The 26,415-nt window shown below is 34.1% G+C and carries 25 protein-coding genes, 1 tRNA gene and 3 pseudogenes; 16 read left to right on the forward strand and 13 right to left on the reverse strand.

Features of this window, described 5'->3' with window-relative positions:
* Positions 1-542 precede the first annotated feature (542 nt).
* Positions 543-737 (forward strand): hypothetical protein, encoded by a 195-nt coding sequence (locus tag AC1VNJ_RS24105; RefSeq protein ID WP_482641422.1) that lies wholly within the window; start codon positions 543-545, stop codon positions 735-737.
* 162 nt (positions 738-899) lie between these two features.
* Here the strand turns inward: AC1VNJ_RS24105 and AC1VNJ_RS24110 are convergent, their stop codons facing one another.
* Both AC1VNJ_RS24110 and AC1VNJ_RS24115 read right to left on the reverse strand, forming a co-directional pair.
* The gene (locus AC1VNJ_RS24110) at positions 900-2,432 is read right to left on the reverse strand and encodes an ISL3 family transposase (RefSeq protein WP_482641423.1); all 1,533 of its coding nucleotides are present in this window, start codon (positions 2,430-2,432) and stop codon (positions 900-902) included.
* A 321-nt stretch (positions 2,433-2,753) separates the two neighbouring features.
* Positions 2,754-2,981, reverse strand: coding sequence for a helix-turn-helix domain-containing protein (locus tag AC1VNJ_RS24115; RefSeq protein ID WP_336064350.1), 228 nt, complete (start codon positions 2,979-2,981; stop codon positions 2,754-2,756).
* A 261-nt stretch (positions 2,982-3,242) separates the two neighbouring features.
* Between AC1VNJ_RS24115 and AC1VNJ_RS24120 the strand changes: the two genes are divergently transcribed.
* The 3 genes from AC1VNJ_RS24120 (at position 3,243) to AC1VNJ_RS24130 (ending at position 4,259) form a co-directional block, all read left to right on the forward strand.
* Complete coding sequence (locus tag AC1VNJ_RS24120) at positions 3,243-3,764, forward strand: hypothetical protein (RefSeq protein WP_482641424.1); 522 nt, start codon at positions 3,243-3,245, stop codon at positions 3,762-3,764.
* Positions 3,751-3,915: a hypothetical protein gene (locus AC1VNJ_RS24125; protein WP_162213431.1), complete on the forward strand. Its 165-nt coding sequence runs from the start codon at positions 3,751-3,753 to the stop codon at positions 3,913-3,915. Before AC1VNJ_RS24120 ends, AC1VNJ_RS24125 begins: the two co-directional genes overlap by 14 nt.
* A 212-nt stretch (positions 3,916-4,127) precedes the next feature.
* Positions 4,128-4,259 carry a hypothetical protein gene (locus tag AC1VNJ_RS24130; RefSeq protein ID WP_482641425.1) on the forward strand — a complete coding sequence of 44 codons (132 nt, stop codon included), beginning with the start codon at positions 4,128-4,130 and terminating at the stop codon, positions 4,257-4,259.
* Positions 4,260-4,429: 170 nt separating this feature from the next.
* On the opposite strand, the gene AC1VNJ_RS24135 is transcribed toward AC1VNJ_RS24130, so the two are convergent.
* The 6 genes from AC1VNJ_RS24135 to AC1VNJ_RS24160 all read right to left on the reverse strand — a co-directional run bounded on the left by AC1VNJ_RS24135 (position 4,430) and on the right by AC1VNJ_RS24160 (position 7,489).
* Positions 4,430-4,876, reverse strand: coding sequence for an RDD family protein (locus AC1VNJ_RS24135; RefSeq protein ID WP_482641426.1), 447 nt, complete (start codon positions 4,874-4,876; stop codon positions 4,430-4,432).
* Between the two features lie 185 nt (positions 4,877-5,061).
* Positions 5,062-5,409, reverse strand: coding sequence for a hypothetical protein (locus tag AC1VNJ_RS24140; RefSeq protein ID WP_482641427.1), 348 nt, complete (start codon positions 5,407-5,409; stop codon positions 5,062-5,064).
* 68 nt (positions 5,410-5,477) lie between these two features.
* The gene (locus tag AC1VNJ_RS24145) at positions 5,478-5,657 is read right to left on the reverse strand and encodes a hypothetical protein (RefSeq protein WP_482641428.1); all 180 of its coding nucleotides are present in this window, start codon (positions 5,655-5,657) and stop codon (positions 5,478-5,480) included.
* Positions 5,658-5,668: 11 nt separating this feature from the next.
* Positions 5,669-6,088, reverse strand: coding sequence for a hypothetical protein (locus AC1VNJ_RS24150; protein WP_482641429.1), 420 nt, complete (start codon positions 6,086-6,088; stop codon positions 5,669-5,671).
* A gap of 71 nt (positions 6,089-6,159) precedes the next feature.
* Positions 6,160-6,654 carry an SMI1/KNR4 family protein gene (locus tag AC1VNJ_RS24155; RefSeq protein ID WP_482641430.1) on the reverse strand — a complete coding sequence of 165 codons (495 nt, stop codon included), beginning with the start codon at positions 6,652-6,654 and terminating at the stop codon, positions 6,160-6,162.
* A gap of 43 nt (positions 6,655-6,697) precedes the next feature.
* Positions 6,698-7,489: a ParB N-terminal domain-containing protein gene (locus tag AC1VNJ_RS24160; protein WP_482641431.1), complete on the reverse strand. Its 792-nt coding sequence runs from the start codon at positions 7,487-7,489 to the stop codon at positions 6,698-6,700.
* A 160-nt stretch (positions 7,490-7,649) separates the two neighbouring features.
* Between AC1VNJ_RS24160 and AC1VNJ_RS24165 the strand changes: the two genes are divergently transcribed.
* Positions 7,650-7,734: transfer RNA gene (locus AC1VNJ_RS24165), tRNA-OTHER, on the forward strand.
* Between the two features lie 66 nt (positions 7,735-7,800).
* On the opposite strand, the gene AC1VNJ_RS24170 is transcribed toward AC1VNJ_RS24165, so the two are convergent.
* Together AC1VNJ_RS24170 and AC1VNJ_RS24175 are read right to left on the reverse strand one after the other, a co-directional pair.
* Positions 7,801-9,102, reverse strand: a complete 1,302-nt coding sequence (locus AC1VNJ_RS24170; RefSeq protein WP_482641432.1) for a replication protein — start codon at positions 9,100-9,102, stop codon at positions 7,801-7,803.
* Between the two features lie 534 nt (positions 9,103-9,636).
* Positions 9,637-10,203 (reverse strand): hypothetical protein, encoded by a 567-nt coding sequence (locus AC1VNJ_RS24175; protein ID WP_043981748.1) that lies wholly within the window; start codon positions 10,201-10,203, stop codon positions 9,637-9,639.
* 819 nt (positions 10,204-11,022) lie between these two features.
* On the opposite strand from AC1VNJ_RS24175, the gene AC1VNJ_RS24180 reads away from it, so the two are divergent.
* Positions 11,023-11,973, forward strand: a complete 951-nt coding sequence (locus tag AC1VNJ_RS24180) for an alpha/beta hydrolase (protein ID WP_482641433.1) — start codon at positions 11,023-11,025, stop codon at positions 11,971-11,973.
* A gap of 3 nt (positions 11,974-11,976) precedes the next feature.
* Here AC1VNJ_RS24180 and AC1VNJ_RS24185 read toward each other — a convergent pair.
* Positions 11,977-13,127, reverse strand: a pseudogene (locus tag AC1VNJ_RS24185) (IS3 family transposase).
* A gap of 556 nt (positions 13,128-13,683) precedes the next feature.
* On the opposite strand from AC1VNJ_RS24185, the pseudogene AC1VNJ_RS24190 reads away from it, so the two are divergent.
* A pseudogene (locus AC1VNJ_RS24190) lies at positions 13,684-15,762 on the forward strand (copper amine oxidase).
* Positions 15,763-15,953: 191 nt separating this feature from the next.
* A pseudogene (locus AC1VNJ_RS24195) lies at positions 15,954-16,436 on the forward strand (IS6 family transposase); the annotation flags it as partial.
* 104 nt (positions 16,437-16,540) lie between these two features.
* Here AC1VNJ_RS24195 and AC1VNJ_RS24200 read toward each other — a convergent pair.
* Entirely contained in the window at positions 16,541-18,631 is a 2,091-nt protein-coding gene (locus AC1VNJ_RS24200; RefSeq protein WP_482641434.1) for a helix-turn-helix domain-containing protein, read from the reverse strand.
* A 170-nt stretch (positions 18,632-18,801) separates the two neighbouring features.
* Between AC1VNJ_RS24200 and AC1VNJ_RS24205 the strand changes: the two genes are divergently transcribed.
* From AC1VNJ_RS24205 to AC1VNJ_RS24225, 5 genes are all read left to right on the forward strand, one after another.
* The gene (locus AC1VNJ_RS24205) at positions 18,802-19,005 is read left to right on the forward strand and encodes a DUF3311 domain-containing protein (protein WP_482641435.1); all 204 of its coding nucleotides are present in this window, start codon (positions 18,802-18,804) and stop codon (positions 19,003-19,005) included.
* Positions 19,002-20,480 carry a sodium:solute symporter family protein gene (locus AC1VNJ_RS24210; RefSeq protein ID WP_482641436.1) on the forward strand — a complete coding sequence of 493 codons (1,479 nt, stop codon included), beginning with the start codon at positions 19,002-19,004 and terminating at the stop codon, positions 20,478-20,480. Before AC1VNJ_RS24205 ends, AC1VNJ_RS24210 begins: the two co-directional genes overlap by 4 nt.
* A gap of 16 nt (positions 20,481-20,496) precedes the next feature.
* Positions 20,497-21,684: a M20 metallopeptidase family protein gene (locus tag AC1VNJ_RS24215; RefSeq protein WP_482641437.1), complete on the forward strand. Its 1,188-nt coding sequence runs from the start codon at positions 20,497-20,499 to the stop codon at positions 21,682-21,684.
* 44 nt (positions 21,685-21,728) lie between these two features.
* The gene (locus AC1VNJ_RS24220; RefSeq protein WP_482641438.1) at positions 21,729-22,874 is read left to right on the forward strand and encodes a M42 family metallopeptidase; all 1,146 of its coding nucleotides are present in this window, start codon (positions 21,729-21,731) and stop codon (positions 22,872-22,874) included.
* A 312-nt stretch (positions 22,875-23,186) separates the two neighbouring features.
* A complete protein-coding gene (locus tag AC1VNJ_RS24225) occupies positions 23,187-23,336 on the forward strand; it encodes a hypothetical protein (RefSeq protein WP_482641439.1) in 150 nt (49 codons plus the stop codon).
* Positions 23,337-23,418: 82 nt separating this feature from the next.
* Here AC1VNJ_RS24225 and AC1VNJ_RS24230 read toward each other — a convergent pair whose 3' ends face one another.
* On the reverse strand, positions 23,419-23,571 hold the full coding sequence (locus tag AC1VNJ_RS24230) for an IS3 family transposase (RefSeq protein ID WP_482641440.1): 153 nt from the start codon (positions 23,569-23,571) through the stop codon (positions 23,419-23,421).
* Positions 23,572-23,693: 122 nt separating this feature from the next.
* Here AC1VNJ_RS24230 and AC1VNJ_RS24235 point away from each other — a divergent pair, with 122 nt between their 5' ends.
* From AC1VNJ_RS24235 to AC1VNJ_RS24245, 3 genes are all read left to right on the forward strand, one after another.
* Positions 23,694-24,032, forward strand: a complete 339-nt coding sequence (locus AC1VNJ_RS24235) for a cupin domain-containing protein (RefSeq protein ID WP_482641441.1) — start codon at positions 23,694-23,696, stop codon at positions 24,030-24,032.
* 409 nt (positions 24,033-24,441) lie between these two features.
* Entirely contained in the window at positions 24,442-25,548 is a 1,107-nt protein-coding gene (locus AC1VNJ_RS24240) for a tetratricopeptide repeat protein (RefSeq protein ID WP_323600331.1), read from the forward strand.
* An 80-nt stretch (positions 25,549-25,628) separates the two neighbouring features.
* A complete protein-coding gene (locus tag AC1VNJ_RS24245; RefSeq protein ID WP_482641442.1) occupies positions 25,629-26,297 on the forward strand; it encodes a hypothetical protein in 669 nt (222 codons plus the stop codon).
* Positions 26,298-26,415 lie beyond the last annotated feature (118 nt).

The following is a 26,415-nucleotide window of genomic DNA, read 5'->3' on the forward strand; positions in this document are numbered from 1 at the left end:
TCGTATTCTTCTCCTGATTGTCGATAAGAAATTAACTACCTTTTCAATTAAATATTAAAAACCTAAAAAGTCTCATTTACTTATAATTAAAATAATTAAGTCTTCTCTCTATTAAAACATATTTGCGTATATAAAACTAATTAAGTAATGAGCATTTAGGGATAACAAAACTAAGAAAACTACCTTAATTTATTAATAAATTAGCTATTTAAAATTAGTTCACCCTGTAAGTTCTGCTACCACTGATAATAATTATATTTACAACTGTATTATAGATTTTTCCAAATTTTAATTCAATATAGATAAATAAAGATTAAAAATTACTAATAAACTTTAATAACATTTACTTTTCTATTTGCAATTAGGTGAGAATCTCTGTTGAATTAGGTAATAAAAAAGCATAAAAATAATTGACAGTCAATTCCTAATGATTTATTGTTAAATATACAAAACTAAGTTTTGTATATAAAACTAGTTAGTAGGAACTTTTAAAATAATTCTTACTGATTGACCTTTTATTTAGTCATGGTAAAGGAGTTGTAATGATGCTAATCGTATGCCAGAAACACGTTTTAAAGGTACTTCAAGTATTTAAATCTCCTCATGTAGCTAAAATTAAAAATTATAATTGTAAATGTGCATTTTGTAAGGAACCAGGGAAAATAAAAATTTTTAACGCTACTCCTTTTGATGCTAGAAAACTGTGTGAAAAGAATGTAAAGCCTGTAAATGGATAAGAACTTAACTATTACATTAAAACCTGAGTGTCTCTCTTGAAATTCCTTATTTTTTAAACAACTGTAAACGCTAGAATATAATGGTTCTTTCTCACTTTTGGTGAAGGCGGATGTCGCCATGTGTCAAAGATATGAGTTGTTTTTTTAGAAAAACAACCCTACCTATAATAATGGTATGAGCACTCGCTTTTTCAACAACTCATCACTTGCGCGACCATACATCATACGTTTTAACATCTTTACACGATGTATATGTCCTTCAGATAGCCCATTACTTAAAGGGTCAACACAAGCAGCCATTACTCCTTGTAAATCCTTTTCTATATAGCTTATAAACGTATTGAGAGCTGGAAATGAATACATTTTATATGTTTCAATCCATTCAGTTATACCTTTATTGCTACGTTTCCTAACGATGTCTTTAAAGCTACGTGTCAATTCAAATAATTGTGATATAAGTGGAAACTCTTTTAAACATGCCGAAGGCAATGATTTCAGCCAGTCACTATTCTTTTCACTCCATATTTTCCATAGTAAGGAATCTCTAGATAGGGTATGAGTTGTAGCACTGGCTCTGTATTCGTGGCGAATTCTTGAAACGGCTTCATTTAAAGTAGAGCGAGATCCTTTGTAGCCTATCTTTCTAAGTTCTGCCTCCATACGATTTGTTGTCCACCCAGATAAATTCCACTGACGTAACTGATGCAGAAAGGGATCTAATAGCTTTACACGACTAATAGGCTCTTTCTTCTTACGTCTTAAATCTTGATAGACCGTAGGACGAGAGATATTCATATGACGAGAAATCCAAGAGATGGATTTCCCTTTAACTTTCCACTCTTTTACTTCTAAGCTACGCTGCCAAACCTTTTCCGCATACAGGTTGCGTTGGATATCTGTCTTGCGGATAATTAGTGGTTCAGATATGTGATTCTTATATTCTGTTTTTCTCCATGTGGAAGGAAAAGATTGTTGTAAGGTCTCTTTAATTGCTGTAAATAACCCTTTCAGTATATGCCAACGGTCCGTAATCTGATAAGCATGAGGCAGTGCTTGAGAAATAGCTTTAGCGTATGTGGAAGAACCATCCCGAGTAACCGTTTGAATAGTAGGATGCTGTTCGAGCCATTTTACGACTGTTTCTTTATCTCTACCATTTAAGATAGCGATGGGTCTTCGGGTTTCTTGATTAATAATAATCGTACCGTAACGACAACGTTTCTTGAATGCAAAGTCGTCAATACCAATATGAACCGGCAGTTCATAAGAAGGCAGTTTTAATCTATGAAGGAGGCGTAAAAGTTTGTGATGACCGGTTACAATACCTAAGTGCTTAGATAGCCGAGATGCTACTTTGCAGCTCGTAGATAAGGCAATTGACTTCAACATCTCTTGTAAACGCTTTGTCTTTCTCTGATAGGTTCCTAACCACGTAAATCTTTCTGTGAAAATAGCCTGTGGGCAACTACATTTATCGCAAAAAAACTTACGCGTTTGTATTTGTACATAAGTTGATTTACCATGCGTCGGCACATCTTGAAGCGACCTAACATATCGGCTATGAATACGGTGAGATAGAGTATGACAAGAAGGACATATGCAAGAAGAACTTTTAGATTTTACGAGATACATATAAGACTGATCTTCTTTTATAACTCGTAAGCATTCTATATTAGTGAAAGAGGAAAAAGGCATGTTACAATTCGCTCCTTTTTATTTCACTATATCATCTATAAAGTACCTTCACCAAAAGTGAGAAAGAACCAATTCTACTTGACGTCTACAATTTTTCTCACCAACTAAACAGAAAGAGATTTCTCTCATTATCTATCTAACTTTATTCGCAGTAAAAAATCTTAAAAACACCTAAGGATAATAAGAAGTAAATAGGAGTTATACTTTTAAGCACTTAATGAATATGAAAAGCCTACTTGTATAAGGCCAAGTAGGCTTTTCTGCTGCGTTAAAGTCGATAAATTTACGCATTGTCCTCAAGAAAATTATAATATTTTCTACCTACATATCAAAAAAGTCATGTGCCTTTAAATTTGGATCTATTTTTCTTAAAGCTTTGAGTATTTTGGTCATAGTTCGCTGTGTAGGTGCATGTTCTATATTTCGCTTACAAAGCTCACTAACAGTGGATCTACTAACCTTTGAAGTGCTCGCTAACCATTGCTGCGAAATTCCTCTTTGATCTAACCATTTTCCTAATTTGCTACGTTGTTTACCTAACCCAAACATATATAATCACCTTTTTAACATCAGTCTTGTCCAAAAATCCGAAGTTTCATACATTTTTGAAGAAAATATCGGAATAGTGGACAAGTTATCGCTCATATCATTTACTAAGACGTCACTTTAAGACGTCAGGATAAACCATCAGGAATGGAGCGAATCAGATGACAAAAGAATTAGCAATCTCATTATTAAGTCGAAAAGACGTCTATTTAACGGTAGAGGGTAAACAGATATTAGAGGTCATTTTGAAAGAAAAAAGCGCGTATGAAGAAAAATAAGAAGGCTAAAAATCAAGTAGACACCTATCGACCAACTGTACGGTATCACTCTATTTATCGTACATATGTAGATAGCCTTTTTCAGGCTACCGAGTTAGACCGAAATCAAATTATAAGGTGTGCGCTCTTTACAGCAGCGCACAACCCTGTTTTCTTAGCATTGATGAATCAGTATAAAATGAGTGACGTCCCTCTTCCCTCCTCTCCATGGGAACCTTCTTCCCACCAGTTATGGATGGAACAAGAACCAAACACCGAAGAGAAAGGAGGAGGCAACCATGATATCCTTGAGCGAAAAGGAACGTCTACAAACGCTTTTACGTTACTTGGAGCATCAACAGATGGCCAACCAATGTCAGGAGCAACTATTCAACCCAACCAACAGTCCCCTAACCATGAAAAGGCAGCACGCATTACGAGACGTCAGCAACCGATTGAGAGACGAACAAGGGAGATTCCTACCTTACAATTATCAAACAATGGAGGAATTAGACTTGATTTTAGATGAAGAATTCGAGATACAACGAAAACTAAAAATAGATCCGATTGAAGGTTCTTATAATAGCTATGCGGTGAACGAAAAAGAAAAGAGGGACTGGAGTGGAAATATCTATTTAGCTTGTGTCGCAGCAATTTTAGCCATTGCCTTTTTCACCTGACGTCTTTTTAGAATAGTGTCGATATTTTGGTCATAAACATATAGCATGAATACAGTTAAGACCGCCTTATACAATGATACATAATGGGCGGTCTTTGTTCTAAATATGATTAAAAACGTTTGGAAAATGGAAATGATTTCAGTAACGACAGATAAGGAAATAGATATATATTAAATGTATCTATTTAGACTTGTGACATAGGAGGAATATAGATGGAAAATCTCCCTCGTTTTGAAGAATTAGTTTCTAATTTTGAGAAACGTTTAGATCGACATTTAAATGACAAAGAAAAAGAGTTACTGGTGTGGATAGTGAAAAAAGAAAGTAATAAGTATGTTCAATAATCTACAGTTAACCTCTTCATACTTCAAGAAACTTTCTGATATGTAGCTATCGTACTCATAGCCGATAGTTGATACACAGAAAAACCGCCTACACCTTAATGTTTAGGCGGTTTGAATAGTCCCCACTAGTAGATTAGAAATAGAGGGTATTCGGCATTGTTGATTAAGTATTAATCTACAAATGCTTGTTTATCTTCTATTTCATCAGGCTTTGCATATGTAACGTAAGTTCCTGCCATCATGTCATGAAGACTTCTTTTGTCCTTACGGAAAATCACCATGAACACACTCACAATTAGCGCAATACCTAATGTAATACCATAAACAATGCCAGCTACAAGAACTCTTAATAGCATTGCTCCAATTCCAAGTTTCTTTCCATTGACTTTGACAATTCTAACTCCAACAATTCGTTTCCCTATAGTATAGCCATACCATAATATAGGTACAGCAACCGCATAGATGAAACCTATGAGTGATGTAATGGGATCTTCACGATCAAAGTCTCCTATAATAAGAAAGCCAATAAGCCCTAAAGGAATACTTACAATAATGCCATCTAACAGATTTCCTAATAGGCGTATCCAAAATCCTGCTGGTTTTGTTACTTGATCCACTTTATATTTCTCCCCTTTTTGCAAATTAACACTTTATCTATCTAAATAGCTCCTCAGATGATGATAACATGATTGAAAAGGAAGGTAAAAAATATAAAATATTTTAAATTTATCCACTAATAATAAAATATATGCCTCTAGTATTGCTATTACTAAAGACATATTCATAGAAAAGAGATAAAAGATTAATTAGTTTTTTTTAGTTGTAAATTTCCCTTATTAAAGATAATAACGGCATTATAAGCTTCATATAAGGCATACACCGGGTAACAAAAAGCCATAAATACAATCATCGTTGGTATCTTTTCAACAACAGGGAAATGGCCGGACAAGAAACTTTTAACCGTAATTCCTAGGTAAACCAATAAAGGAATGATGAAGACAGCTAATAGCAATAACCATGGGATCATTTTGGTTTCCTTCAGTTTTTCTCGACAATACGGGCATTTCATTGTAAAAGGACTTGAAAAATCTTCGAAATGCTCAATTGTAATAGGCTTTTGACACCCTGGACAAGGTGTTGACTTTTTCATATAAGTTTCTCCTTTTTGAAATGTAAAAAAGGAGTTGAATATATAACATTGCTCTTTTAAAAAAAGCTTTAAATAAGTTTAGAGCTGTCTACTTTGGTAGGATCTACACGTTTCACATAGGTAGCTGCCATCGAATCGTGTAAACTTCGCTTATCCTGGCGGAAAACCACCATAAAAAAGCTAATGATAGCAACTATTCCTATTGTAAGACCACATATAAGACTTATGATGAAGGCACGTAAAACCATAGATTTGAAGCCTACATTTCGCTAAGGTTATAATTAAATCGTTTGTATACCTTGTTTTTGTGTTGGTGATTCGTTTTCATAATGTTGATGATGACATGTTGGTCACTTTTCCAATGCACATTCACATCATGAATCATAGAAGGTTGAATTCCTTGAAGCTCTTTATATTGGTTAAGAGTGCTTCCCGGTTGTCCGTAGTACATTCTAAGAGAATCAGCCTTTTGTTTTTGCTCATAATCAAAGTAATCAGTGGTTTGTTTATACATCTTTTTTACTTCAACAATATTTTGTTTATTATGAGATGTGCTGGTCGTAAGTGAGACGTTACGTATCATGTTTGGCTGTTGCTCGTTTTTATCCAAGAAGTAATTCATCATAAATACGAGAAAAATTACTCCAAAGGATAACATGATCCAAAGCCATTTTTTCATGTCGACACTTACTCTTTTATGATTGAAAATCAAAATGAGTAGATGATCTCATTGCAAAATAGCATTTTCTGCTATTTCGTATCCTTAGATAATAACATACTCAAAAACTCTTGAAAGTTATCAGCCACTTTTGATGTAGCTGGATCACATTCATATGATTCTTCGTAATCTAGGAAATCAACAGACGGATTGTTCTTATCATAGTGAAAGTTCAAACACAAATAATCTCCCCATGCTAGCTTCGCAATTGGAATTAATTCAGATCCAATGAGATCTTCATCATAAAAATTACGTCCTTGTTCTCCTAAAGAAGTTTCGCAGCAACCAATATCATACACACCATAAGGATGCTCATTAAAGTTTTTAATAATGCCTAAAAAACGTTCAATTTGACATCTCTTATTGATGACTGTTAGTGGTGTAGAATCTATTACTGTACATCCGTTATATTGTTTCAAGAATTCTTTATACGCATTGGGCAATTGGATGCGAAAAGAAGCTTCTATTTTTGCAATGTCTTGCTCCTCGGGTAATGGATAAATGACGCTTTCCTTCACCAATCTCATTTTTATCAGTCCCCTTGCAATAGGTCATCTTCAAGGAAATACATTATGACTTTTGGTATTCATACATAACTGGAACTTTATCCATTTTAACGGTTTTAGCTACAACATAACGACGGTAACCGTCTTTTAAGATATTCGATCCTTTTTCAATCGTCAATGGCTCATCTAAGCGTCCTGTACGTTTTACAAAATCAATGACCTTTTGGGTTTTTTCAGGATTTGGACGTGTCTTTAAGAATTCTTCAGGTACGATAATATCATCAAAGTTCAACAAATCCTGTGTCCCTTTAGGTTGGTTCGGTAGTGTATTCTTTTTAGGCTCAGCCTTTTTCTCTTCTGTAGGCTCTTGCTTTACTTCTGGCTGAACAGCTTTTGTTTCTTTCTTTTCTTCTTTTGCTGCAGGTTGAGAAGTAGTTACCGGTTTTTCTTCCTGTTTGGTAGCAGCAACTTCTTGTTGCGCTGCAGAAGCCTCTTGTTTGTCTTCTTTTTTATCGTTTGATTCATTGCCTTGTTTGTCTTCTTTGTCTTTCTTATTCGGGAGAACGGTAATCTGAAAACAGATTACACCTACTTCACCAGGGCATTCATCAATCGGAATGTCTAACGTTGGTTCTCCTTGAATTAAGATTTTTTCCTGCATAATACTTTTTTTCGTGAGACCTGTTTTGTTAAAAGCCTTCTTTGCAACAAATACCGTGTACGTAATAAACGTACTCTTCTTCAAGCCTTTAGGCGCAGATGGTGACCCTTTTTCACGCATATCAAAGGCAACATAGCGATCGTATTCTCGTAGTGGTCCTGTGGCTGATCCAGTTAACGTAATTTTATGTGGCATAATGTTCTCCTCCTGCGTAGATATAGATTTATTTATTATTTAGAACAGTGTTCTAAATAAACATATCCTAATAATAATTCAGCTTATAAGGGATTTCTTTACTTTTTACATCTTCTCCTATCGTACATATAAACAGAGACGATGCGCATACTTTGAGTGTGGACTTGTGGCTCAATAGCAGAGCAGCCAGTCGTATTACACTATACAACTTTGGTGTCTTGCGGGTTCAAATCCTGCCAAGTCCTCTCTTAAAACACTGAATACGTTAAAAATGGTGAAAGTCCTTGCTATGCTTTAACTATTTTTAAACATTAAGAAGCTGGTTCCTTTAATTTAGCATGTTGATGCAATAATTCTTGCTCCTCAGGTGTTAATGCTTGTCCTAAATCTTGTTTCAGTTCCGCCATTTCTAATGAACTGTACGTAGAGCAGTGTTCTTGCAGCAAGTATTCCTCTTCTGGTGTAAGTTCTTGCCCTAGGTCTTGCTTTAATTGAATCGTTTCAAGCTGTTGTTCTAAAGATATTTCTACTTTTTTTGTACCCTTCTCTTGATCCTGCTCAGCCTTTAACCAATCAGGAACGATTTCTTTACGGATAATATGTTTTGGTATAAACAATTTTGTTGATGACGCTTCTTTATGTATAACTTCCTCATGAGTTGGATATACTGATGAATAATCCTGATTTTTAGGATTCACCAACTGATAGAATTGGTTTTTTGCAATTTTATAGAGTAATTGGCACATATTATCTAAAGACAAAGACTTTCCTTTATGATTAGCTTCATGTACATATTTGTCTAATCCAATAATAGAGGTATACGCAATTTCATGTACTTGCCCTTTGGTAATATCAATCTCTGTATCTTGTTTGACCGTTTTTGCAGCATTTTGAATGCGAGCATAAAAGTCTCTTAATTGATGGCCATACTTACCTGCGTAGACTTGATTGACTTTCTTAGGAACACCTTTGATATAGGTAAATGACTGTGAAGCAGACATTAAATGATTATTTATATGATTTACAGGTAAATCAAGGTTAATAAAGGCACCAGGTGATTTATCAGTCTTTAAGCTTGGTGTATCAACGTTTTCTGCACTTTCTGGATACATCACAGGAAGCGTCACAGGAGTTGTCATTTCTTCTTGTTGGACCGTTTGTATACCTGTTGTATCATGGGCAAAAAAGATTTCATCGCAAATCCGATTAAAGTTCTTATGGCTTTTAAGAATAAATACATAGCTATCAGGGTGAGTACCTGTTGCATCCTCTTTAATGTAACGTGCTACAAGTATAAAAGGTGTCGCTTTTAACGAACGTACAAAACGAGAAACCGTACTTTTAGAAACTTTAAATTTCTTCATGAGTGTTTCAGAACGAATGGCTTGGATGCCTGTAGCCACTAGGTTATAGATGACATGATCAAGCATTTCCATTCTTTTTTTAGGAAATTCTTTATGTATAGCTGATTGGTTCTGTTTATAATGAGTACGGATAATTTCTAAAAACTCTTCTTTCTTTTTCCGAAGTGTGGATTTGTTCTTCCATAACCACTTAAACCGTCCGTTGAAGGTGTCTACATCTTTTAAATAGCAGGTCAATATTTTTGTCATTTGTTCATCTTCTCCTTTAAGGAACAAAAAAAGACACTGTTTCCCTGGAAAAAGGAAAACAATGTCGTGATTTTGATGAACTAAGCCCTTGAAATAGAGAGCTATTTCATATAAAATAAAACCATAAGTTTTATTTTATAGAAAAACTAAATCTATTAACAAGAGACTTCGACAAGTGTTTTCCCTACTGTAACTAGGGGGAACGGTTTAAGAGTGCTACCAACACTTCTTAAACAGTTGAAGTCTTTTTTCTATTCCGGTCATTTTTGTTAGTTTTATTATAGCGTTAATTAATCGCATAATTCAATAAAAATTAGTAATATATCTCAAAAGAATTCTTTTGAGCTGTTTTTCCTTAATAATAAATTTATTTTATCATACAATTCATTTTAAAGATTGAGGAGGGTCAAAAAAATAACCCTCCTCAATATATTAAAAATGTGTTATAATCAACGGATTTTATAACCAAGTTACAACATAACAATAAAAAGCTTCTACTATCTCGGGGACTGGCCCACTAGTAGAAGCTTTTTATTATTTACCTATTAATTTTTCCCACCATGTTTTTTTCTTTTCTAACTCTGCACTAGCAGAAGCTTCTTCAATCATCCTTTTACTTTCTGATAATCCTTTTCTTAACTCTCCTATTAACTCAGTATCTTTTCTATTTATCATTTGCTTTAATTCTTGATTGGTTTGGCTAACTTTCTGTAACTCTTCTACTAACTTTTGATTAAATTGCATCTGCTGTGTCATCTGTTGTTCTTGTTGTTGTAACATCTTTTTTATTTCACTTAGTTCATCGTTTATAGAGATAGAACCTTTTTCTTCTTGATTTTTGACTGTAATAGTTATAGGAAGTCCATCACTTGCCAAATTATCGTTTACATCTTCTTTTAGTAACCCCTCGCTATAGAGTTCACGGATTTTCTTTAATAGATCTAGCGATTCAATACTTATTTTATAACGTCTACCTTCTTTTTTGAAATTCAAAAACTGTTCATGGTTAATTAAATACCTTTTTAATGTTTCAGGAGGAATATTGGTATATTCAGATGCTTCTGGTACACCAATGAAGTTTGCACTTTCAGAATTATTCATGTAATCCACCACCATTTATTAGGGTTTTATGTACATTCACTCAGTTCACAGTCATTCATTTGCGAGTTTTACGGAAGTTCATCCGGTTCACAGTCATTCACTCACCTTATTTAATTATGTTCACTCAGTTCACGGTTATTTACCTGTTAGGTTTATATGTGTTCACTCAATTCACAGCCACCTATTCATTTAATTTTATATGATTTCGACAAAAAATCAACAATTCCTGTTTGGAGTTTGCTCATATATCTTATTTTATGAATTGTTATGACTTTAGTTTAACTCAAGTTCTACTTAAATGAGTGTTAGTGTGTTTTGTGGTGAATGTATGGTGAACTTGTAGTTGATTTAGTTGAACTTGTTCTTTGGTTGCTTGAAAAATAGCTATTAAGTCCAAAATAAGTTCTACTGAAGATGAACTTGTTGTTTTGAATGAAGACGATTTCTGCTCTAAAGAAATAGGGTGGGTTCTGAAATGAACTAATAACAGTCCATTATCTGTTTTTAGGATGGAATTAAGATAATTTCTATTCCAAATGTAGAGAATGTCTACTCAGTTAGTGGGACATTTAACATTAATTAAAGTGACAAAAATTCTTTTTTTGTAAAAGTTAGGTCTATAGACTATCACACGATTCAAAAATTGGTAAAAAAATAGTTTTATTTATCTTAATGTCAACAAAAAGAGATTAATTGGTTCTCGTATATCAGAAATAAAGGGATTGTTGATTCATGTAAATATAGTAGAGAGTTTGATATCATGAGAAATAATGTAAAAAAACAAAAATATAGAGAATCGACTGGGGGGGAGATATTAACTTGTTACTTTCAAAATTGATAGATTATTATGCTCTGCATGATTTGCATAAAGACCGTAGTAAAGAGAATCAATATCATATTGATTCTGCTCATGCACAAACGAATATAGATAGAGATGTTTTTTTTGAACTACCATCATCACTTGCAGATATTGATTTGAATATAACTTCTAAAGAAAATGGCTACAGCATAGGAGGATTTGGATTTGAAAGTTTGATACCTTCTGGGGATCATTCCAATGATTACGTAAGAGGTGAGTCTTTCTTAAATGAAGCTGAAAGTAAGCCTAATGTTATTTTTGTACATGGTTGGCGAATGAAAGGATTTGATCGGGTAAAGAAGATTTTTCATAATTCGATTATGAATAACTTAGGATGGAATATGTACTACTATACGCTTCCTTACCACTTGGAACGTCAGCCAGAGACATCACTTTATAGTGGTGAATTTATGGTTAGTGCCAACATTAATAGGACCGTTGAATCTACTAGACAAGCGATTGTTGATCTCAGGGCTTTGATCCAATGGATAAAAAATAACAAACAAGGTCCTGTAATTATAATAGGTGTTAGTCTCGGTGGCTTTATCTCAAATTTAGTTGCTACACTTGAGTCAGAAATTGATGCATTAGTTTCTATATTCTATTCTAATCGCCTTAGTTATTCAATATGGAATACGATTCCTGGTAGGTATATAAGAAGGGACTTAGAGTCTCATGGGGTTAATTACAACGATCTGGTGAAGTATTGGGAATTAACCGAGCCAAATCAAGCACCTCCAAAAATGAATAAAGAAAATATACTACTAATTTCTGCTAAACATGATCAGTACGTTCATATTCAAGATGCAGATCTGTTATGGGAGTCTTGGGGTAAACCTACACGTTGTGTCTATAATTGTGGACATGCAGGAATTGGACTTGAGTCAATAATTTGGACACAAAAAAGTTAAGTATTAAGCTGTTTTTTTTATTTGATCCTCAATCGCCTGAGGGGTTTGATAGCCGAGGATACTATGGATTCTGTTTCGGTTATACCATCCTTCTATAAACTGAAACATGGCTACTTTGGCAGCTGAATAATCTAGGTATTGCGTATGATAGACTTCCTCTTTTTTTAATATGGCATGAAACGACTCGATACAGGCATTATCATAAGGGCAGCCTTTCTGGCTGAAAGACTGTTCTATTTGATACTTGTGGACATGCTGAGTAAACTCACTACTTGTGTATTGTGAGCCAAGATCCGTATGAAGAAGTAAGCCCTTTCGGGGCTTTTGATTAGTGTAAGCGTTTTGAAGTGCTTCAATGACTAGTTCAGACGTCATTGAACGAGAAAAAGAATAGCCCACGATTTTTTTAGAATGTAAATCTAATACGGATGCTAAATAACACCAACCATCTTTTACTGTAGGAATGTATATAATATCTGCCACCCATTTTTCATTAATGGTCTGGGTAGAAAAATCTCATTTTAACAGATTCGTCAGTTGTATCACCTTTTCTTTTGACGGATAGGGACGGTATTTTTTCTTTGTAATTGAACGAATTCCTACTTGTTTCATTAAGCGCTGAACACGCTTTAGACTTAGATCACACCCGTTATTTACTAACACCTTATGAATTTTTGGAGCGCCATAACGCGCTTTACTTTTTACTTGAATTCGTTCGATTTCTTTCGTTAGCTTCCGATTTTCCTGTTCGCGGTTTGATACTGTCTTTTTGACCGAATGGTAGTAGCTACTTCTTGGAATCGTTAACAATTCGCACATTTTCTGAACACTGTATTGTTCTTTATATTTCTCGATAAAATGGTTGAGCTCTGCTTCCGTTACTTTTTCGCGAATATGGCCATAGCCTTTTTTAGAATGTCTAACTCTTGTTTTAACCGAAGGTTTTCCTTCTGGATCTCAGCTAATTCTTTGGGTGTTAGAGATCCTTCTTCTGAGCTGATAGGTGTAAGTGCTTTCACCCACTTATAGATTGTTACTTCTGATACGCCATATTCGCTGCTTAAATTTTTAACAGAGTTTCCTGCATGATATAAATCCACAATCGTTTTCTTAAACTCATCATTGTATGTTTTGTCTGCACGTTTACGTTCCATTTCGGACACATCCTCTCAAAAATCATTGTAAAGACTTAATTAAATGGTGCCCATGAAACTATACTACCTCCAAAAGATAATAATAAAAGACTCTTATTCTTAAGTAAGAGTCTTTTATTGATTGTAAGTAAAAAAATAACTATTCAAGTAACTTACGTAACTTGTTCATTCAAATGCTATAAAGCTTTATGTTCCGTTTTCACCAATACCTTAAAAACCAATTCAGGTATATTAGCATTATCATTTAATAATAAATGGGCAAATAAAAATTAGTGCAATGATATTGAAAAGAGGGGGGATTTTAATTCAGTGCTTTAAATACAAATAGATATTTCTTTATCTACGTGGCGTCAATTTGAATATACGGAGTAGATTTATGAAAATACTACAAAAATTTATTAGGTCAATAATTGCTACGTTTGCTGTGCTAGCTTTAACATTATCCCCTCTGTGTTTTAACTATATGAATAAAACCTCAGCTCATGGGGGGGGAAGAGGAATTTATTAAATTAGATACAGCTTTGAAGGGTACGGGAGCCACTGTTAAATCAAGTTTTTGGGATTTTTTTCAGATAAGATTACCATTAAAAAAGATAAAAAAATTATAAAAATAAAACCGGATTCCAGCAAAGCAGATGTTAACGGTAAAATAGTAAAGCTAGAAGCACCTATTACCTTAAAAGATGGAGAAACTTACGTATCTCCCAATTTCATTAATGAAGTTTTACCAGTAATGAATCCAACAGTTAAAGTGAAAAATAAAAGTCATCCACTAGACCCATTAACACCGGCAGAAACTAAAAAGACAGTCAGCGTGTTAAAAAAAGCAGGAAAATATAAAAAAACCCTTCGTTTTACTGAAATTACCTTAAAATCACCTGACAAGCAAGAGGTATGGAAATGGACGTTTGATAAAGACAAAAAAGAAAGATTTGTTAGAACAGCAGAATTTATCGCATTAGATGGTAAACAGGTCATTGAAGGTGAAGTAAATTTATCAACTAAAAAATTAGTTTTATGGAACAAAATTAGAGGCGTTCACGGGGCAGTTATGATAGAATACTTTGCAACTGTTCAAAAAGCAATCGAGTCAAGTTCTGATTTTAAAAAGGCACTAAAGAAACGTGGGATAAAAGATGTGAAAGAAGTTGTAGCTACGCCATTAACAGTAGGTTATTTTGATGGAGAAGAGGGTTTAAAGCATGATGAACGTTTATTGAAAGTAGTTTCCTACCTAGATAATGGCGACGGGAATTATTGGGCTCATCCAATCGAGAATTTAGTTGCAATTGTAGACTTAGAGAAGAAGAAAGTGACTAAAGTAGAAGATGAAGGGGTTATTCCAATTCCTATGAAATTAAATGCATATGATGGTAGAGATTATAAGGAAAAAGCAGATGTAAAACCTCTTAATATTACAGAGCCTGACTTAAAAAACTACACAATTAAGGGAAATACAATCCATTGGCAAAACTGGAATTTTCACTTGCGTTTAGACACCCGTGTAGGGCCAGTTTTATCCACTATGACCTATAATGATCACGGCACTAAAAGAAAAATTATGTATGAAGGCTCACTAGGCGGTATGATTGTTCCGTATGGTGATCCAGACGTCGGCTGGTATTTCAAATCCTATTTGGATGCAGGAGACTATGGAATGGGGGCATTAACATCTCCTCTTGAACGAGGAACAGATGTACCAGACAATGCTGTAATGCTTAATTCTACCATTGCAGATAATGAAGGAAAGCCTTATAACATAAAGAATTCTATGGCTATCTTTGAACAATACGCAGGTCCAGAATTCAGACATGCAGATTTTGCCACGTCTACACAGGAGAACCAAAGTCGTGAACGTCGCGAACTAGTAGTTCGTTGGGTTAGTACAATAGGAAACTATGATTACATTTTTGATTGGGTTCTACAGCAAAATGGAACGATTCAAATTGATGTAGGAGCATCGGGTATTGAAGCTGTAAAAGGCGTTAAATCTAAAACAATGCACGATGAGACTGCTAAAGATGACACTCGTTACGGTACATTACTTGATCAAAATATCGTGGGAACAACCCACCAACATATTTATAATTTTAGGCTTGATATGGATGTCGATGGAGAAAGAAATTCACTAATGGAAGTGAATCCAAAAGCAGCTAAAAACCAAGAGGAAGGACCTCGCAAGAGTGTTATTGTTACTGAACAAAAAACAGTAAAAACCGAGCAAGAGTCTATTTAAAAATTTGATCCTTCAACGATACGTCTATTAAGCAACTTTAACAAAGAAAACAAAGTCGGAAATCCTGTTTCATATCAAGTCATCCCTTTTGCAGGTGGAACTCACCCAATTGCTAAAGGAGCATTATTTAGTAAAGATGATTGGCTTATAAAGCGAGTAAACTCCATGGATAAACAATTATGGGTAACAAACTATAACCCTGATGAGCGTTATCCGGAAGGGAAATATCCTAACCGTAGTGAAAAGGATACCGGGCTAAGTGAATATACAGCTGATAATAGTTCAATCGATAATACAGACAATGTTGTATGGATGACAACAGGTGCAACTCATGTAGCACGCGCTGAAGAGTGGCCAATGATGCCTACAGAATGGTTACATGCAATGTTGAAGCCTTAGAATTTCTTTGATCGTACCCTAACCTTGGATTTGCCTAAAGGAGGCTAAAAGTAATTTAATGGAGCCCTTACATATATCATTGTAAGGGCTCCATTTCTATGCGAAAATAGTCTGAAAAAATGAAAATAATAAAATTTATATTGTTAATTTTTCTTTTTTGGCAATTATTAATATTATGGTTTTGATGCAAAAATGACTTTTGGAGAGTAGATGAAACATATATCAAAGTAAAAGTGAAATGAATGTACTTATACCATACAGTAGATTTAAAAAGGCATATCATTAACTTTTACCTAAGTGCATTAAGAGATAAACAAGCAGCTAAGCGTTTTTTAAGAAAGCATTGGCTTTTTTGTATGTTTCTAAACCTTTTGTAATTACAGTAGACAAGAACCAGGCCTGTCCTATAGCAATGCAGGAATTAAAAGAAGAAAAGAAGATGCCTCAAGGCATCAAACTGAGGCAAGTTAAATATCTCAACAATATTTTAGAACAGGTTCATCATTTTATTAAAAAACTGACATATCCGATGCTTGGATTCAAGCCTTTACGAACTGCAAAACGAATTATTGCAGGGATAGAGACTATAAACAAAATAAAAAAGGACAGACTCTTCAAGAGGAGAAGCCTGTCCCCAAAAAATCATTCATAGATTGTTTGGAATCGTTTCATAAACTAACAAATTAAAGAAACTGGGTTCTCTACGTTTATAGGAAATGATTTTGCACCAGAACTCTTTGGCTAATAAGACAAGATACCATTAAGAATGAACTCGTAACTATTTATAATTATGAAACGTATCTCTTAAGTGGCAAGCTAACTGGATCTTTAAAGAATCTTCAGGATCATCTAATCGCATGTCCAATTGTAATTCAATTTTTCTTAATCGTTGGTATATTGTGTTAATATGTACATGAAGTTGCTTAGCTGTGTTAATTGCTGACTTGTTGTTCTTAATGTAAAAAAGGAGAGTTTTCTCTAGATCATTATTTATTGCGTACTCTGTATATAATGGTGTGAATACTTCTTCCCAAAATTTCGAAATTTCGATTTCAGATTGTTGTAAGAATAAACGGTTTACTCCAATTCTATCATAAGATAAAATCCCCAATTTGTTTCGTTTTTGCATATAGTCAAGTGACTGGCCAGCCTCATCATATGTTTTTCTTACATTTTCAATGCCTTTGTACAAGTTACCTGTTCCTATTCTTAAACGAAGATTTTTATCATCTGTCCATTGTTTAATCATTATGCGAAATTCTTTTATAATATTAGGGAAAAAGTTCGAATCCTGCATGGAAATAAGAACTACTATTTTGTTATGAGAACCATAAATCATCAACGCTATATGTTTTAATCTTTTTTTTATTTGCAATATTAAGATATGAATGGTTACTTCTAACTTTTGAAGGTCATCATAATCAATTAATTCAAAGACAGCAACAAATAAAAAAGAGTTAAAATCTAAATTAAACTCTTTCCCTTTTGATTGAAGCCACTTAGGGTCTTGGCTTTGTACGATTTTATTAAAGACTTCTTGTGTTTTTTTATAATATAGCTCGGCTACTGTTAATTTTTTCCCTAACTCTAAAGCAAGGAGGATGCTACTTTGTTCAATTATAATTTGATCAAGATGAGAGAGTGACTCGTGTATAGGTATTATAAAGCATCCTAAGAAAACTGCACCGTTCGTGATAGGGTATAAATAATAGCTCTTATCATCATTGGAAATATCAATATATACAGGGCGATTTTTTTCCATAACAAACTGTTCAATTTCCAATGTGCTTAGGAACGGGATAAAGTCCCTGTCATTTGGAAACCATTGATTTTCTAAGTAATCATAGTAAAAAAATGGTTTTCTAAGCATGCGTTTAATTTCTGATAAAATGGCTTCTGGTCCTTCATTTTTTAAGGAAAGTTGTGTTAATTTTCCATGTACTTGATTTCTTTTAGTAAGAAATTCGTTGTTCTTTTTTAATTGTTCGCTTAATAGGGTAACTTCATCTAATTGAATCTTTAGTTCGAAATAAAGCTGGGCATTTCGAATGGCGATCGCTGCTTGAGAAGCAAATCCTTTTAGAAGGTGCAAGTGATAGTCTGTTAACTTTGTTTCTTTATAAAGCTGATGTACAATAAGAACGCCCATTCTTTTTTCTTCAATTTCAACCGGAACGCATACAGCACCTTTAATATCGGGCGTTTGAGATGCAGATAAGATATGTTGGAAATTCTCTCCTGATATGTGGTGATTACTCATACCATCATAAACTTCGTCTTTTGAATAATAAATTCGGGCTTTACCATCTTCGAATACTTTTCCTGTAATCGACTCACCAACCTTCACTTTAAATAACTCAATGTTCTTTTTGAACCCTACAGCTGCCTTCGGAACAAGTCTATCAATATTAGATTCATATAGTTGCAATATACCTGAATTAGTAGCAGGAATAACTTTTACTGCATTTTCTATAATTTTGATTAGTAATTCCTCTAGTTCCAAGGAGGACGTAATAGATTGAGTTCCAGCGATAAGATTATTTACCTCTAAATCTTTTGTACGAATTGATTCTTGCTGAGAGAGATGGTGATAGATAATATTCAAATACTCCATATTTAGATTAATTTCTACTTTATTTATTAAAATGAATATCTCGCAGTTTTTTAAATAGTCAAAATGAAAAAAAGTTTTGTTTCTTATACTATTCATTGAATTAAGACAGATAAAAGGTGGTTTTTTTTCTACGTCACTTTTTACTCCATCTTTATAATATTGATAACCCAATTGATAAGTACGAATCCACACTTCATAAGAATTAGTACATACCTGTTTCTCTAAGTAAGAGAGGAGAAGTTTTGTACTATCCATTTCATAAATCCTCCTTATTGTAAAAACCTACATCTAAGTAAAGTTTAAAAGTGAAAAACCTATATTGCAACATTTTTTCTGAAAATTTATACTTATCTGTAAATATATAATCAATTTAATCATCAAAGATTTCCATTAAGGTCTAAATATGAGTAGAGGAGTGCAAAAGAATGAAGGGAATTCATTTTTTAAGTTTTTTACCTTTTATAGGAATGCTTTGTTTTCTTCCAATTGTTAATCGAGTAGAACCTTATGTTTTAGGAATGCCGTTTCTCATGTTTTGGATTGTATTATGGGTTATTCTAACGTCTGTAATAATGGGAATTGTTTTTAAATTAGATCCATCTAATCAAGAAGGTGGCGATATCGAATGAATGCTTCACTTTTTACTCTTATGGGTTTTCTTACAATAGTTATTTATATGGGGATTAAAGCCAGGAAAGGAAAGAATATGGATCTTGAACAATGGACTGTAGGAGGTAGGGGATTTGGAACTATTTTTGTTTTTCTTTTAATGGCAGGAGAATCCTATACTACTTTTACCTTTCTTGGTGCAAGCTCCTGGGCATATGGAAAAGGCGGACCAGCACTTTATATTATTGCTTATTTAAGTCTAACTTACTGTGTTTTTTATTGGTTTTATCCCAGCATTTGGAGATATGCAAAAAAATATAATTTAGTATCCCAATCAGACTTCTTTGCAAGCAAGTATAAAAGCCCTTATTTAGGTATCTTAGCTGCAACAATTGGTGTTGTATCCATGATTCCTTATATTGTTCTTCAATTAAAGGGTTTAGGCATTATTGTTTCGGAAGCATCTTACGGTATGATTTCACCTACTGTTGCTGTTTGGATTGGAGTAGCAGTAGTTACTATTTATGTCATGATTTCAGGCATACATGGATCAGCTTGGACAGCTGTTATTAAGGATATTTTAATATTTTGTGTCGTTCTATTTATTGGTCTATATATTCCATTCCATTATTACGGTGGAATAGAGCCCATGTTTAGAGAAATTCAAACTTCAAATCCCGAATTCCTTACGTTACCTGATGAAGGACTGAGTATTTCCTGGTTTATCTCTACTGTCATCATTACAAGTATTGGTGGATTAATGTGGCCCCACTTGTTTGTAGCTACATATTCTGCATCAAGCTCAAAGGCTATTCGTAAAAACGCAGTTATTACCCCCTTGTACACCTTAATGTTATTGTTCATCTTTTTTGTTGGATTTGCAGCTATTAAACAAGTACCAAATCTCAAAGGAGTTAATACCGACCTTGCTTTACTTCGCTTGTCAATTCAAACATTTGATCCTTGGTTTGTGGGTGTAATCGGAGCAGCTGGTTTGTTAACAGCCTTAGTTCCAGGTTCTATGCTTTTAATGGCTGCAGCTACTTCACTCTCAAAAAATGTATATAAAGTTTGTGTGCCGTCAGCTACAGATCGGCAGATTTCCAATCTTGCTAAGATGCTAGTCCCTGTTCTTTCACTTATTTGTGTGTATTTTACACTAAATGGCGGAAATTCAATTGTAACTCTTCTTCTTATGGCCTATAACTTCATTACTCAGTTATTTCCTCCAATTCTCTTTAGTATATTTAGAAATAATGTTGTTACAAAACAGGGCGCAGCATTAGGCATGATAGGTGGAATTGCTACTGTTGCCTATATGACTCTAACCAATGTAACCATAGGTACATTGTTTCCTCTACTGCCGCAGGTATTAAAAGACTTAAATGTAGGTGTTGTCGCTTTAGTTATAAACATAATTCTAATGACAACTGTTAGTTTATTCACAAAAAAATCAATAGCTGATTCAAAGGTAACAAGTTCTCAATCTATTTGAAAAGGAGATGTACAGTATGATTGAAAATTTGTTTAAGAGTTTAGAAGAATTCTATCCAAGGCTCGTGCAACTACGTAGAGATTTTCACATGTATCCGGAGCTATCATTTCATGAAAAAGAAACACCTAATAAAATTGCTAATCTTTTAAGAGGTTTTGGTTTGGTAGTAAGGGAAAATGTCGGAGGTAGAGGGGTAGTAGGAATTTTAAGAGGAGGTAAGCCTGGAAAGACAGTAGCTTTTCGAGCTGACTTCGATGCTTTGCCTATTCAAGATCAAAAAAATGTTGCGTATAAGTCTCGTATTCCTGGTGTAATGCATGCTTGCGGTCATGATATTCATACGGCAGCTTTGCTTGGTGTCGCAAAAGTATTAAGTGAAGTAAAAGATGAGATCGAGGGAGATGTTGTATTTATTTATCAATTCGCAGAAGAAGTTATTCCTGGAGGTGCTAAGCCAATGATTGAAGATGGATGCCTTCAAGGAGTTGATGTAATTTATGGGGCTCATGTGGCTTCTCATCTTCCGTTTGGCACAGTAGGCGTGAACGAAGGGTACCTAATGGCAGCCGGTGATAAGTTTGAAATTGATATTATTGGAAAAGGGGGCCACGGTGCTACACCAGAACTAACGATAGATGCTGTCATAGTTGGTAGCCAACTTACTTTAAATCTCCAACAGATCGTAAGTAGACACGTCGATCCACTCAAACCAGCTGTTCTCACAGTTGGTTCACTTAATAGTGGTGATGCTTATAATGTCATTGCGAATTCAGCAAAAATTAGAGGAACGGTTCGAACATTTAGCGAGGACGTACAGTGTTTAATTGAGAAAGCAATCCGGCGAATCACAAATTCAACCTGCGAAGGTGCTGGAGCTACTGGGGTTTACACCTACCAAAGAGGATATCCTGCTTTGTGGAATCATCCAGAAGAAACAAAAAGAGTTGAATTATCTGCTAAAAAGGTCGTAGGGGAACAGAATGTAAAGAAGGTAATGCCACAAATGGGAATGGAAGACTTTTCTTACTACTTAAAGGAAGTGCCTGGCTGTTTCTTCTGGGTAGGAGGGAGAAATCTAGACATGGAAGCAGTTTATCCTCATCATCACCCAAATTTCGATGTGGATGAACGATCTATGTTAATTATCGGAAAATTATTTATTGCCACGTTTTTAAATGAGGTTTCAACTAAAACGATAAAATGAACTTCTGAAGAAAGTCATGTGTAGATAAAAAGGAGGAAGAGTAAATGAAGAATATCATTGAAAAAAAGGTGGAAGTATTGCCAATAGAAAAGCAGGAGATAAAAGAAAAGATAAAGAATGCGCTTAGAGATTTAACAGGATTAGTTGGTGTATCTGGATCAGAGCAGGATGTTGTAAAATATTTAAAGAATAGCTTATTACCTTATGCTGATGAAGTAAACATTGATGCTTATGGAAATGTTATTGCTGTTAAAAATGGACGTACACCAGGGCCAAAATTAATGATATCCAGCCATTCCGATGAAGTAGGCTTCTGTGTTAAAAATATTTTGCAGGATGGGTTTATTATGTTCGATAAGATAGGAGGGATTTCTGACCAGTTGCTATTAGGAAGGAAGGTGTGGGTAACCAGAAATAAGCTACCAGGCATCATTGGAATTAAAGCAGGACATATGCAAACTCCAGAGGAGAGTACCCGAGTTAAAACAACTCGAGAATGCTATATTGATGTAGGGGTCTCATCCAGAGAAGATGTAGAACGGATGGGCATCAAGATTGGAGATCCAATTGTTTTTCAGAGTGATTTTATGGAAATGGATAATAAAGATTTAGTATGTACAAAATCGGTGGACAACCGCATACACTGTGCTATTTTAATTGAACTATTTAAAGAATTAAAAAGTATGGATTTTTCAGGAACTTTATTTGGAGTTATTACCGTTCAGGAAGAAGTTGGACTTCGAGGCGCTATGATGGTGGCAAATTCAATTGAACCAGATTATGCGATCGTGTTAGACACCATTCCAGCTGGTGATACACCTGACATTCAAACAGAAAAGGCCTTGCCGGTATATTTGGGTAAAGGACCAGTGTGTCCGATAGCCGATGGCGTCAGAGGCAATATGAATTTTCAATACATTCATCCTAAGGTAAGGGAAATAATCGAAGAGCAGGCCCTAGCAGCCAGTGTCCCTTTACAAGTCCTTACACTCATTGGGGACGGATATACAACTGACGCAGCAAGCTTGAGCTCATCAAACAAAGGTATACCAGTAGGCATTTTATCAACTCCTCGCAGATACTCACATTCACCTGTAGAATTAGTTAACCTTAATGATGCAGAAGGGTTATTAAGAATTGTAAAGGGTATTGTGAATCAAAACGGTAAGAAGGATTTGAGCTTTATCTAATTTAAGGGAGAGAAAGTTACAAACAAATCTTGCTTTCACATTGATTAAGTAAGAGACAGATGGAACTAATTAATAAAGTATTAGGAAAAATAATTAAAGAGAAAGGATCGCTTTAATGAAAAGATCTCATCGTGTCGAGATTTTGAGCAGAGGGCTTTTATTATCAAACTATAAATAAAGAGATAATAATTAGGTAATAGTTATTATTTACTACCTTAAATAAAAAGGTTTCAAACGTGGAAAAGCGAAAGATGTAGAAACCAAAATAAGCCAGATGCGCAAAGTTGCGCAAGGATAGGAGGAATATAAGACATGAGTACTACGTTTGATAAACTCTTGTCGATGAAAAATCTACGCGACGTTCAAAAAACAGAAATTTTGATGCAGATGGAACAAGCTTTAATGAATAAAGATAAAGAAACTCTTTTACGATTAAGTAAACAGCTCCGAAGCATTACGTAGAATGTCCTATGTAATAACATTAAGGTGGACTTGTCAATATTCACTAGATATTAAGTTAAGCTATTATAATAAATAGTCTTTTTCATATCCAATAGGGAAAGGTAACACAAAGAAGGTGCATTCTTATGGTATTGTAATAGAGCTTTATATATTTAAATGCTTCTTTCCATGCTTGTTTTGGTGTTATAAATTTGGCACCATGAATGAGCTCTCTTTTTATGTATATTTCATTCATTTTTAGTTAACATAAAACGTATTATCGGAAGGGATTTATTGTAAAAAAACTTCTTGAAAGTTATAGTTGTATTATTGGTTTTTACATAATTATCTGATAACAACGAAAGGACATTGATAAAAATGAAAATTAGTAAAGAAAGTGCAGAACATTATATATGGGGAGACAAATGTGATGGATGGCGTTTGGTAAATCAAAATGATTTAAGTGTAATTCACGAACAGATGCCACCTAATACCTCCGAAGTACGTCATTATCATACAAAATCTCGCCAATTTTTCTTTGTATTAAATGGTACTGCTACACTAGAGGTAGATGGACAATTAGAAAATATAGCACCCCTTGAAGGTGTAGAAGTTCCTCCTCATGTTCCTCATCAAATGATGAACAAATCTAATGAAAACGTTGAATTTCTTGTTATTTCTCAACCAACAACCAAAGAAGATAGAATACCAGTTTAATTCTAAATCTATTTGTTAACTAAGAGTGAATATCATATACAAAACCAGTTTACATAATCACTCTTTCCGGAAGACATCAAAAAAGAGAACCCTTATGGAAGTAAGGGTTCTTCAAGGGTCACTTTTATAGAATATGCAGTTTTTTATACATCGTTGATATGACGGAATTCTCCTTACAGGTAGTTGAAGAGATGATGCATAAAAAACACACCTTTTATTCATATGCTCGTACAGAAAAATATAGTCCGTAAGGTAAAAAATGTGTTATTATATGTCTGCACATGCATTTTATAGTAAAAAGCCACCTGTCCTGCAAATACTGGGTGGCTTTTTATTTTGTTGTTGTACATAAGGAACTTTACTAAGCCTACAGATAAAATTGAGTTTAATGTTTAGAAGGAGTATGAATATGAGCAAGTATGATGAAATAGATTTTGAAGAGATTGCGCTTGAAATGCAAAAGCAAGTTGAACAGGACCCTCACAACGTAAAGCTAAGAAATGAGCTTGCTATAGTGCTTATGGAGACAAATGAATATGAAGAAGCATTTTTTCAACTACAAACTGCTGCTAAAATTAAACCTTCTGTTCAAACCCTTTATAATTTAGCCTATTTTTATTTTACAGAAGGAAAACCAATTATAGAGGCTACGAGTAATACTAAAGAAACACAAGGTTTTGAAGAAGAGGCAGAAGAAGAATCCATGTCTTATACATGGGAAATGGCAGATAAAGAAGCATTTGATATAGTGGAAGATTTATTGAAAAATAAACCTGGGCATTATTTTATCTATAACTTAATGGGTGAGATGTACATAAAAAAAGAAAAGTATGAAGAAGCCATAAATGTATTAAAAAAAGGGATCCACTTAACACCTTCACTAGAAAATCTAAATAATCTTGGGTTATGTTACTACAAAAAAGGAATGTTACCTGAAGCTGCTGAATGTTTTCATAAAGCGCACCCACTACGATCCTGTAACAATTATAGTTTGTTTCCGTTACTTAGCTATGGAATTTGTCTAGCACAACTAGGAAGGGGATCAGAAGCAAGAAAAGTTGCAAAAGAATTACTTTTTTTGAGTGAAAAAGAGGAAGAAGCATTGGAAGCTGATATAGCTGAAATATATTATATTCTGGGGGATTATGAGGAATTTGTTGATATCTACTCTAAGTTAGATTGGGATTTTTATTCAGAAGCATTTCTTCCAACTTATTTTTACTCGTTATGGAAGCTTTCAAAAATAAAAGAAATCGAAGACATTGCTTCTAAAACTATTCAAAGAAAAGAAAAAGAGATAAAGGAAGTCATTCAAGATCCAGATGAGGAAGAAGATTTTAAAGATGAATACGAAGAAGAAACAATGGAAGAGATTACTTTCATTAAAAATGCAGTTAGAGAAATTTATAAGGGGAAAGCTCCTATTATAGATTATAAGCCTCAAGTAGAAACCAGATGTTATTTGTACGGCTGTTTTAGACATACAAATTCAAACCCTAACTATTTTTCTATATAAGATGCAGCAAATTTTTGAGGTCAAATAAGAAAAATTACTGTTTTTTTTGCAGGTTCTTTTATATGGGAAGGAGGTTTTATATGAGCGAAATTTGGATTCAACAAGAGCAGTTAAATGTGGAGTTTGATGAAATGGTGGGGCACTATGTTCAATTGGAAGGACCTATTGATTCTGTTTACTTTATATCTGAAACAATGGAAAGTGTTGACGATAGGGATGAACAAAGGGAATTCTTACGCAATTTCTTAATTGGGCAGGATAGGTATCCTTTATATCTTACATTCCTTTGTGATGATATGATGGCAGAGGAGTTTGAAGAGGAATTTAACCAATTAGGTATAGAATATAGGTATGAATTATTAGAGGAAAAACAAGCCTACTATACATTTTTTAAACGGGTTACCTATCACCCTCGACGCTTTACTTTACCAATTAAAGACGCGCGTACATTATCCTTAGTATTAGAACATACCTTTTATCTTGCTAATATGAACGAATTTTATTCACTTTCTTATTCTGAAAATTTAAGTTTTGAGCTCAAGAGAGTTAAGGAATGGGGCAGGTGGAAAAATGTATCTATCCCTATCTTTAAGACAGAAGAAGATACTACATTCATAACTATTTTCCATGATGGAGCAGGTTTTTTCTTGTTTTCAAACGAGGATAGATATTCATCCATACAAAAAGTGTGCTCAACCTTCCCAGAAGGATCAAGAGTAGTACAAATTAATGACCAATTAATAGATTAAGATGATAAAACACGCGTGAATTTTTATCTTATTACTGAATTAAACCAAATTGATGATTTTGTATATAAACTAGAAGGATTAATTAAGGGGATTACAGATAATCTAGAAAGTATATCCG

It is taken from the genome of Priestia sp. 3CA3 (genome assembly GCF_056836725.1).

What these genes read in the sequence shown, in the direction of transcription:
- AC1VNJ_RS24105 (WP_482641422.1), top strand. Translation starts at nt 543, where the DNA reads ATGATGCTAATCGTATGCCAGAAACACGTTTTAAAGGTACTTCAAGTA.
- AC1VNJ_RS24110 (WP_482641423.1), bottom strand. Translation starts at nt 2,432, where the DNA reads ATGCCTTTTTCCTCTTTCACTAATATAGAATGCTTACGAGTTATAAAA.
- AC1VNJ_RS24115 (WP_336064350.1), bottom strand. Translation starts at nt 2,981, where the DNA reads ATGTTTGGGTTAGGTAAACAACGTAGCAAATTAGGAAAATGGTTAGAT.
- AC1VNJ_RS24120 (WP_482641424.1), top strand. Translation starts at nt 3,243, where the DNA reads ATGAAGAAAAATAAGAAGGCTAAAAATCAAGTAGACACCTATCGACCA.
- AC1VNJ_RS24130 (WP_482641425.1), top strand. Translation starts at nt 4,128, where the DNA reads ATGGAAAATCTCCCTCGTTTTGAAGAATTAGTTTCTAATTTTGAGAAA.
- AC1VNJ_RS24140 (WP_482641427.1), bottom strand. Translation starts at nt 5,409, where the DNA reads ATGAAAAAGTCAACACCTTGTCCAGGGTGTCAAAAGCCTATTACAATT.
- AC1VNJ_RS24145 (WP_482641428.1), bottom strand. Translation starts at nt 5,657, where the DNA reads ATGGTTTTACGTGCCTTCATCATAAGTCTTATATGTGGTCTTACAATA.
- AC1VNJ_RS24150 (WP_482641429.1), bottom strand. Translation starts at nt 6,088, where the DNA reads ATGAAAAAATGGCTTTGGATCATGTTATCCTTTGGAGTAATTTTTCTC.
- AC1VNJ_RS24155 (WP_482641430.1), bottom strand. Translation starts at nt 6,654, where the DNA reads ATGAGATTGGTGAAGGAAAGCGTCATTTATCCATTACCCGAGGAGCAA.
- AC1VNJ_RS24160 (WP_482641431.1), bottom strand. Translation starts at nt 7,489, where the DNA reads ATGCCACATAAAATTACGTTAACTGGATCAGCCACAGGACCACTACGA.
- AC1VNJ_RS24170 (WP_482641432.1), bottom strand. Translation starts at nt 9,102, where the DNA reads ATGACAAAAATATTGACCTGCTATTTAAAAGATGTAGACACCTTCAAC.
- AC1VNJ_RS24175 (WP_043981748.1), bottom strand. Translation starts at nt 10,203, where the DNA reads ATGAATAATTCTGAAAGTGCAAACTTCATTGGTGTACCAGAAGCATCT.
- AC1VNJ_RS24200 (WP_482641434.1), bottom strand. Translation starts at nt 18,631, where the DNA reads ATGGATAGTACAAAACTTCTCCTCTCTTACTTAGAGAAACAGGTATGT.
- AC1VNJ_RS24205 (WP_482641435.1), top strand. Translation starts at nt 18,802, where the DNA reads ATGAAGGGAATTCATTTTTTAAGTTTTTTACCTTTTATAGGAATGCTT.
- AC1VNJ_RS24210 (WP_482641436.1), top strand. Translation starts at nt 19,002, where the DNA reads ATGAATGCTTCACTTTTTACTCTTATGGGTTTTCTTACAATAGTTATT.
- AC1VNJ_RS24215 (WP_482641437.1), top strand. Translation starts at nt 20,497, where the DNA reads ATGATTGAAAATTTGTTTAAGAGTTTAGAAGAATTCTATCCAAGGCTC.
- AC1VNJ_RS24220 (WP_482641438.1), top strand. Translation starts at nt 21,729, where the DNA reads ATGAAGAATATCATTGAAAAAAAGGTGGAAGTATTGCCAATAGAAAAG.
- AC1VNJ_RS24225 (WP_482641439.1), top strand. Translation starts at nt 23,187, where the DNA reads ATGAGTACTACGTTTGATAAACTCTTGTCGATGAAAAATCTACGCGAC.
- AC1VNJ_RS24230 (WP_482641440.1), bottom strand. Translation starts at nt 23,571, where the DNA reads ATGAATGAAATATACATAAAAAGAGAGCTCATTCATGGTGCCAAATTT.
- AC1VNJ_RS24235 (WP_482641441.1), top strand. Translation starts at nt 23,694, where the DNA reads ATGAAAATTAGTAAAGAAAGTGCAGAACATTATATATGGGGAGACAAA.
- AC1VNJ_RS24240 (WP_323600331.1), top strand. Translation starts at nt 24,442, where the DNA reads ATGAGCAAGTATGATGAAATAGATTTTGAAGAGATTGCGCTTGAAATG.
- AC1VNJ_RS24245 (WP_482641442.1), top strand. Translation starts at nt 25,629, where the DNA reads ATGAGCGAAATTTGGATTCAACAAGAGCAGTTAAATGTGGAGTTTGAT.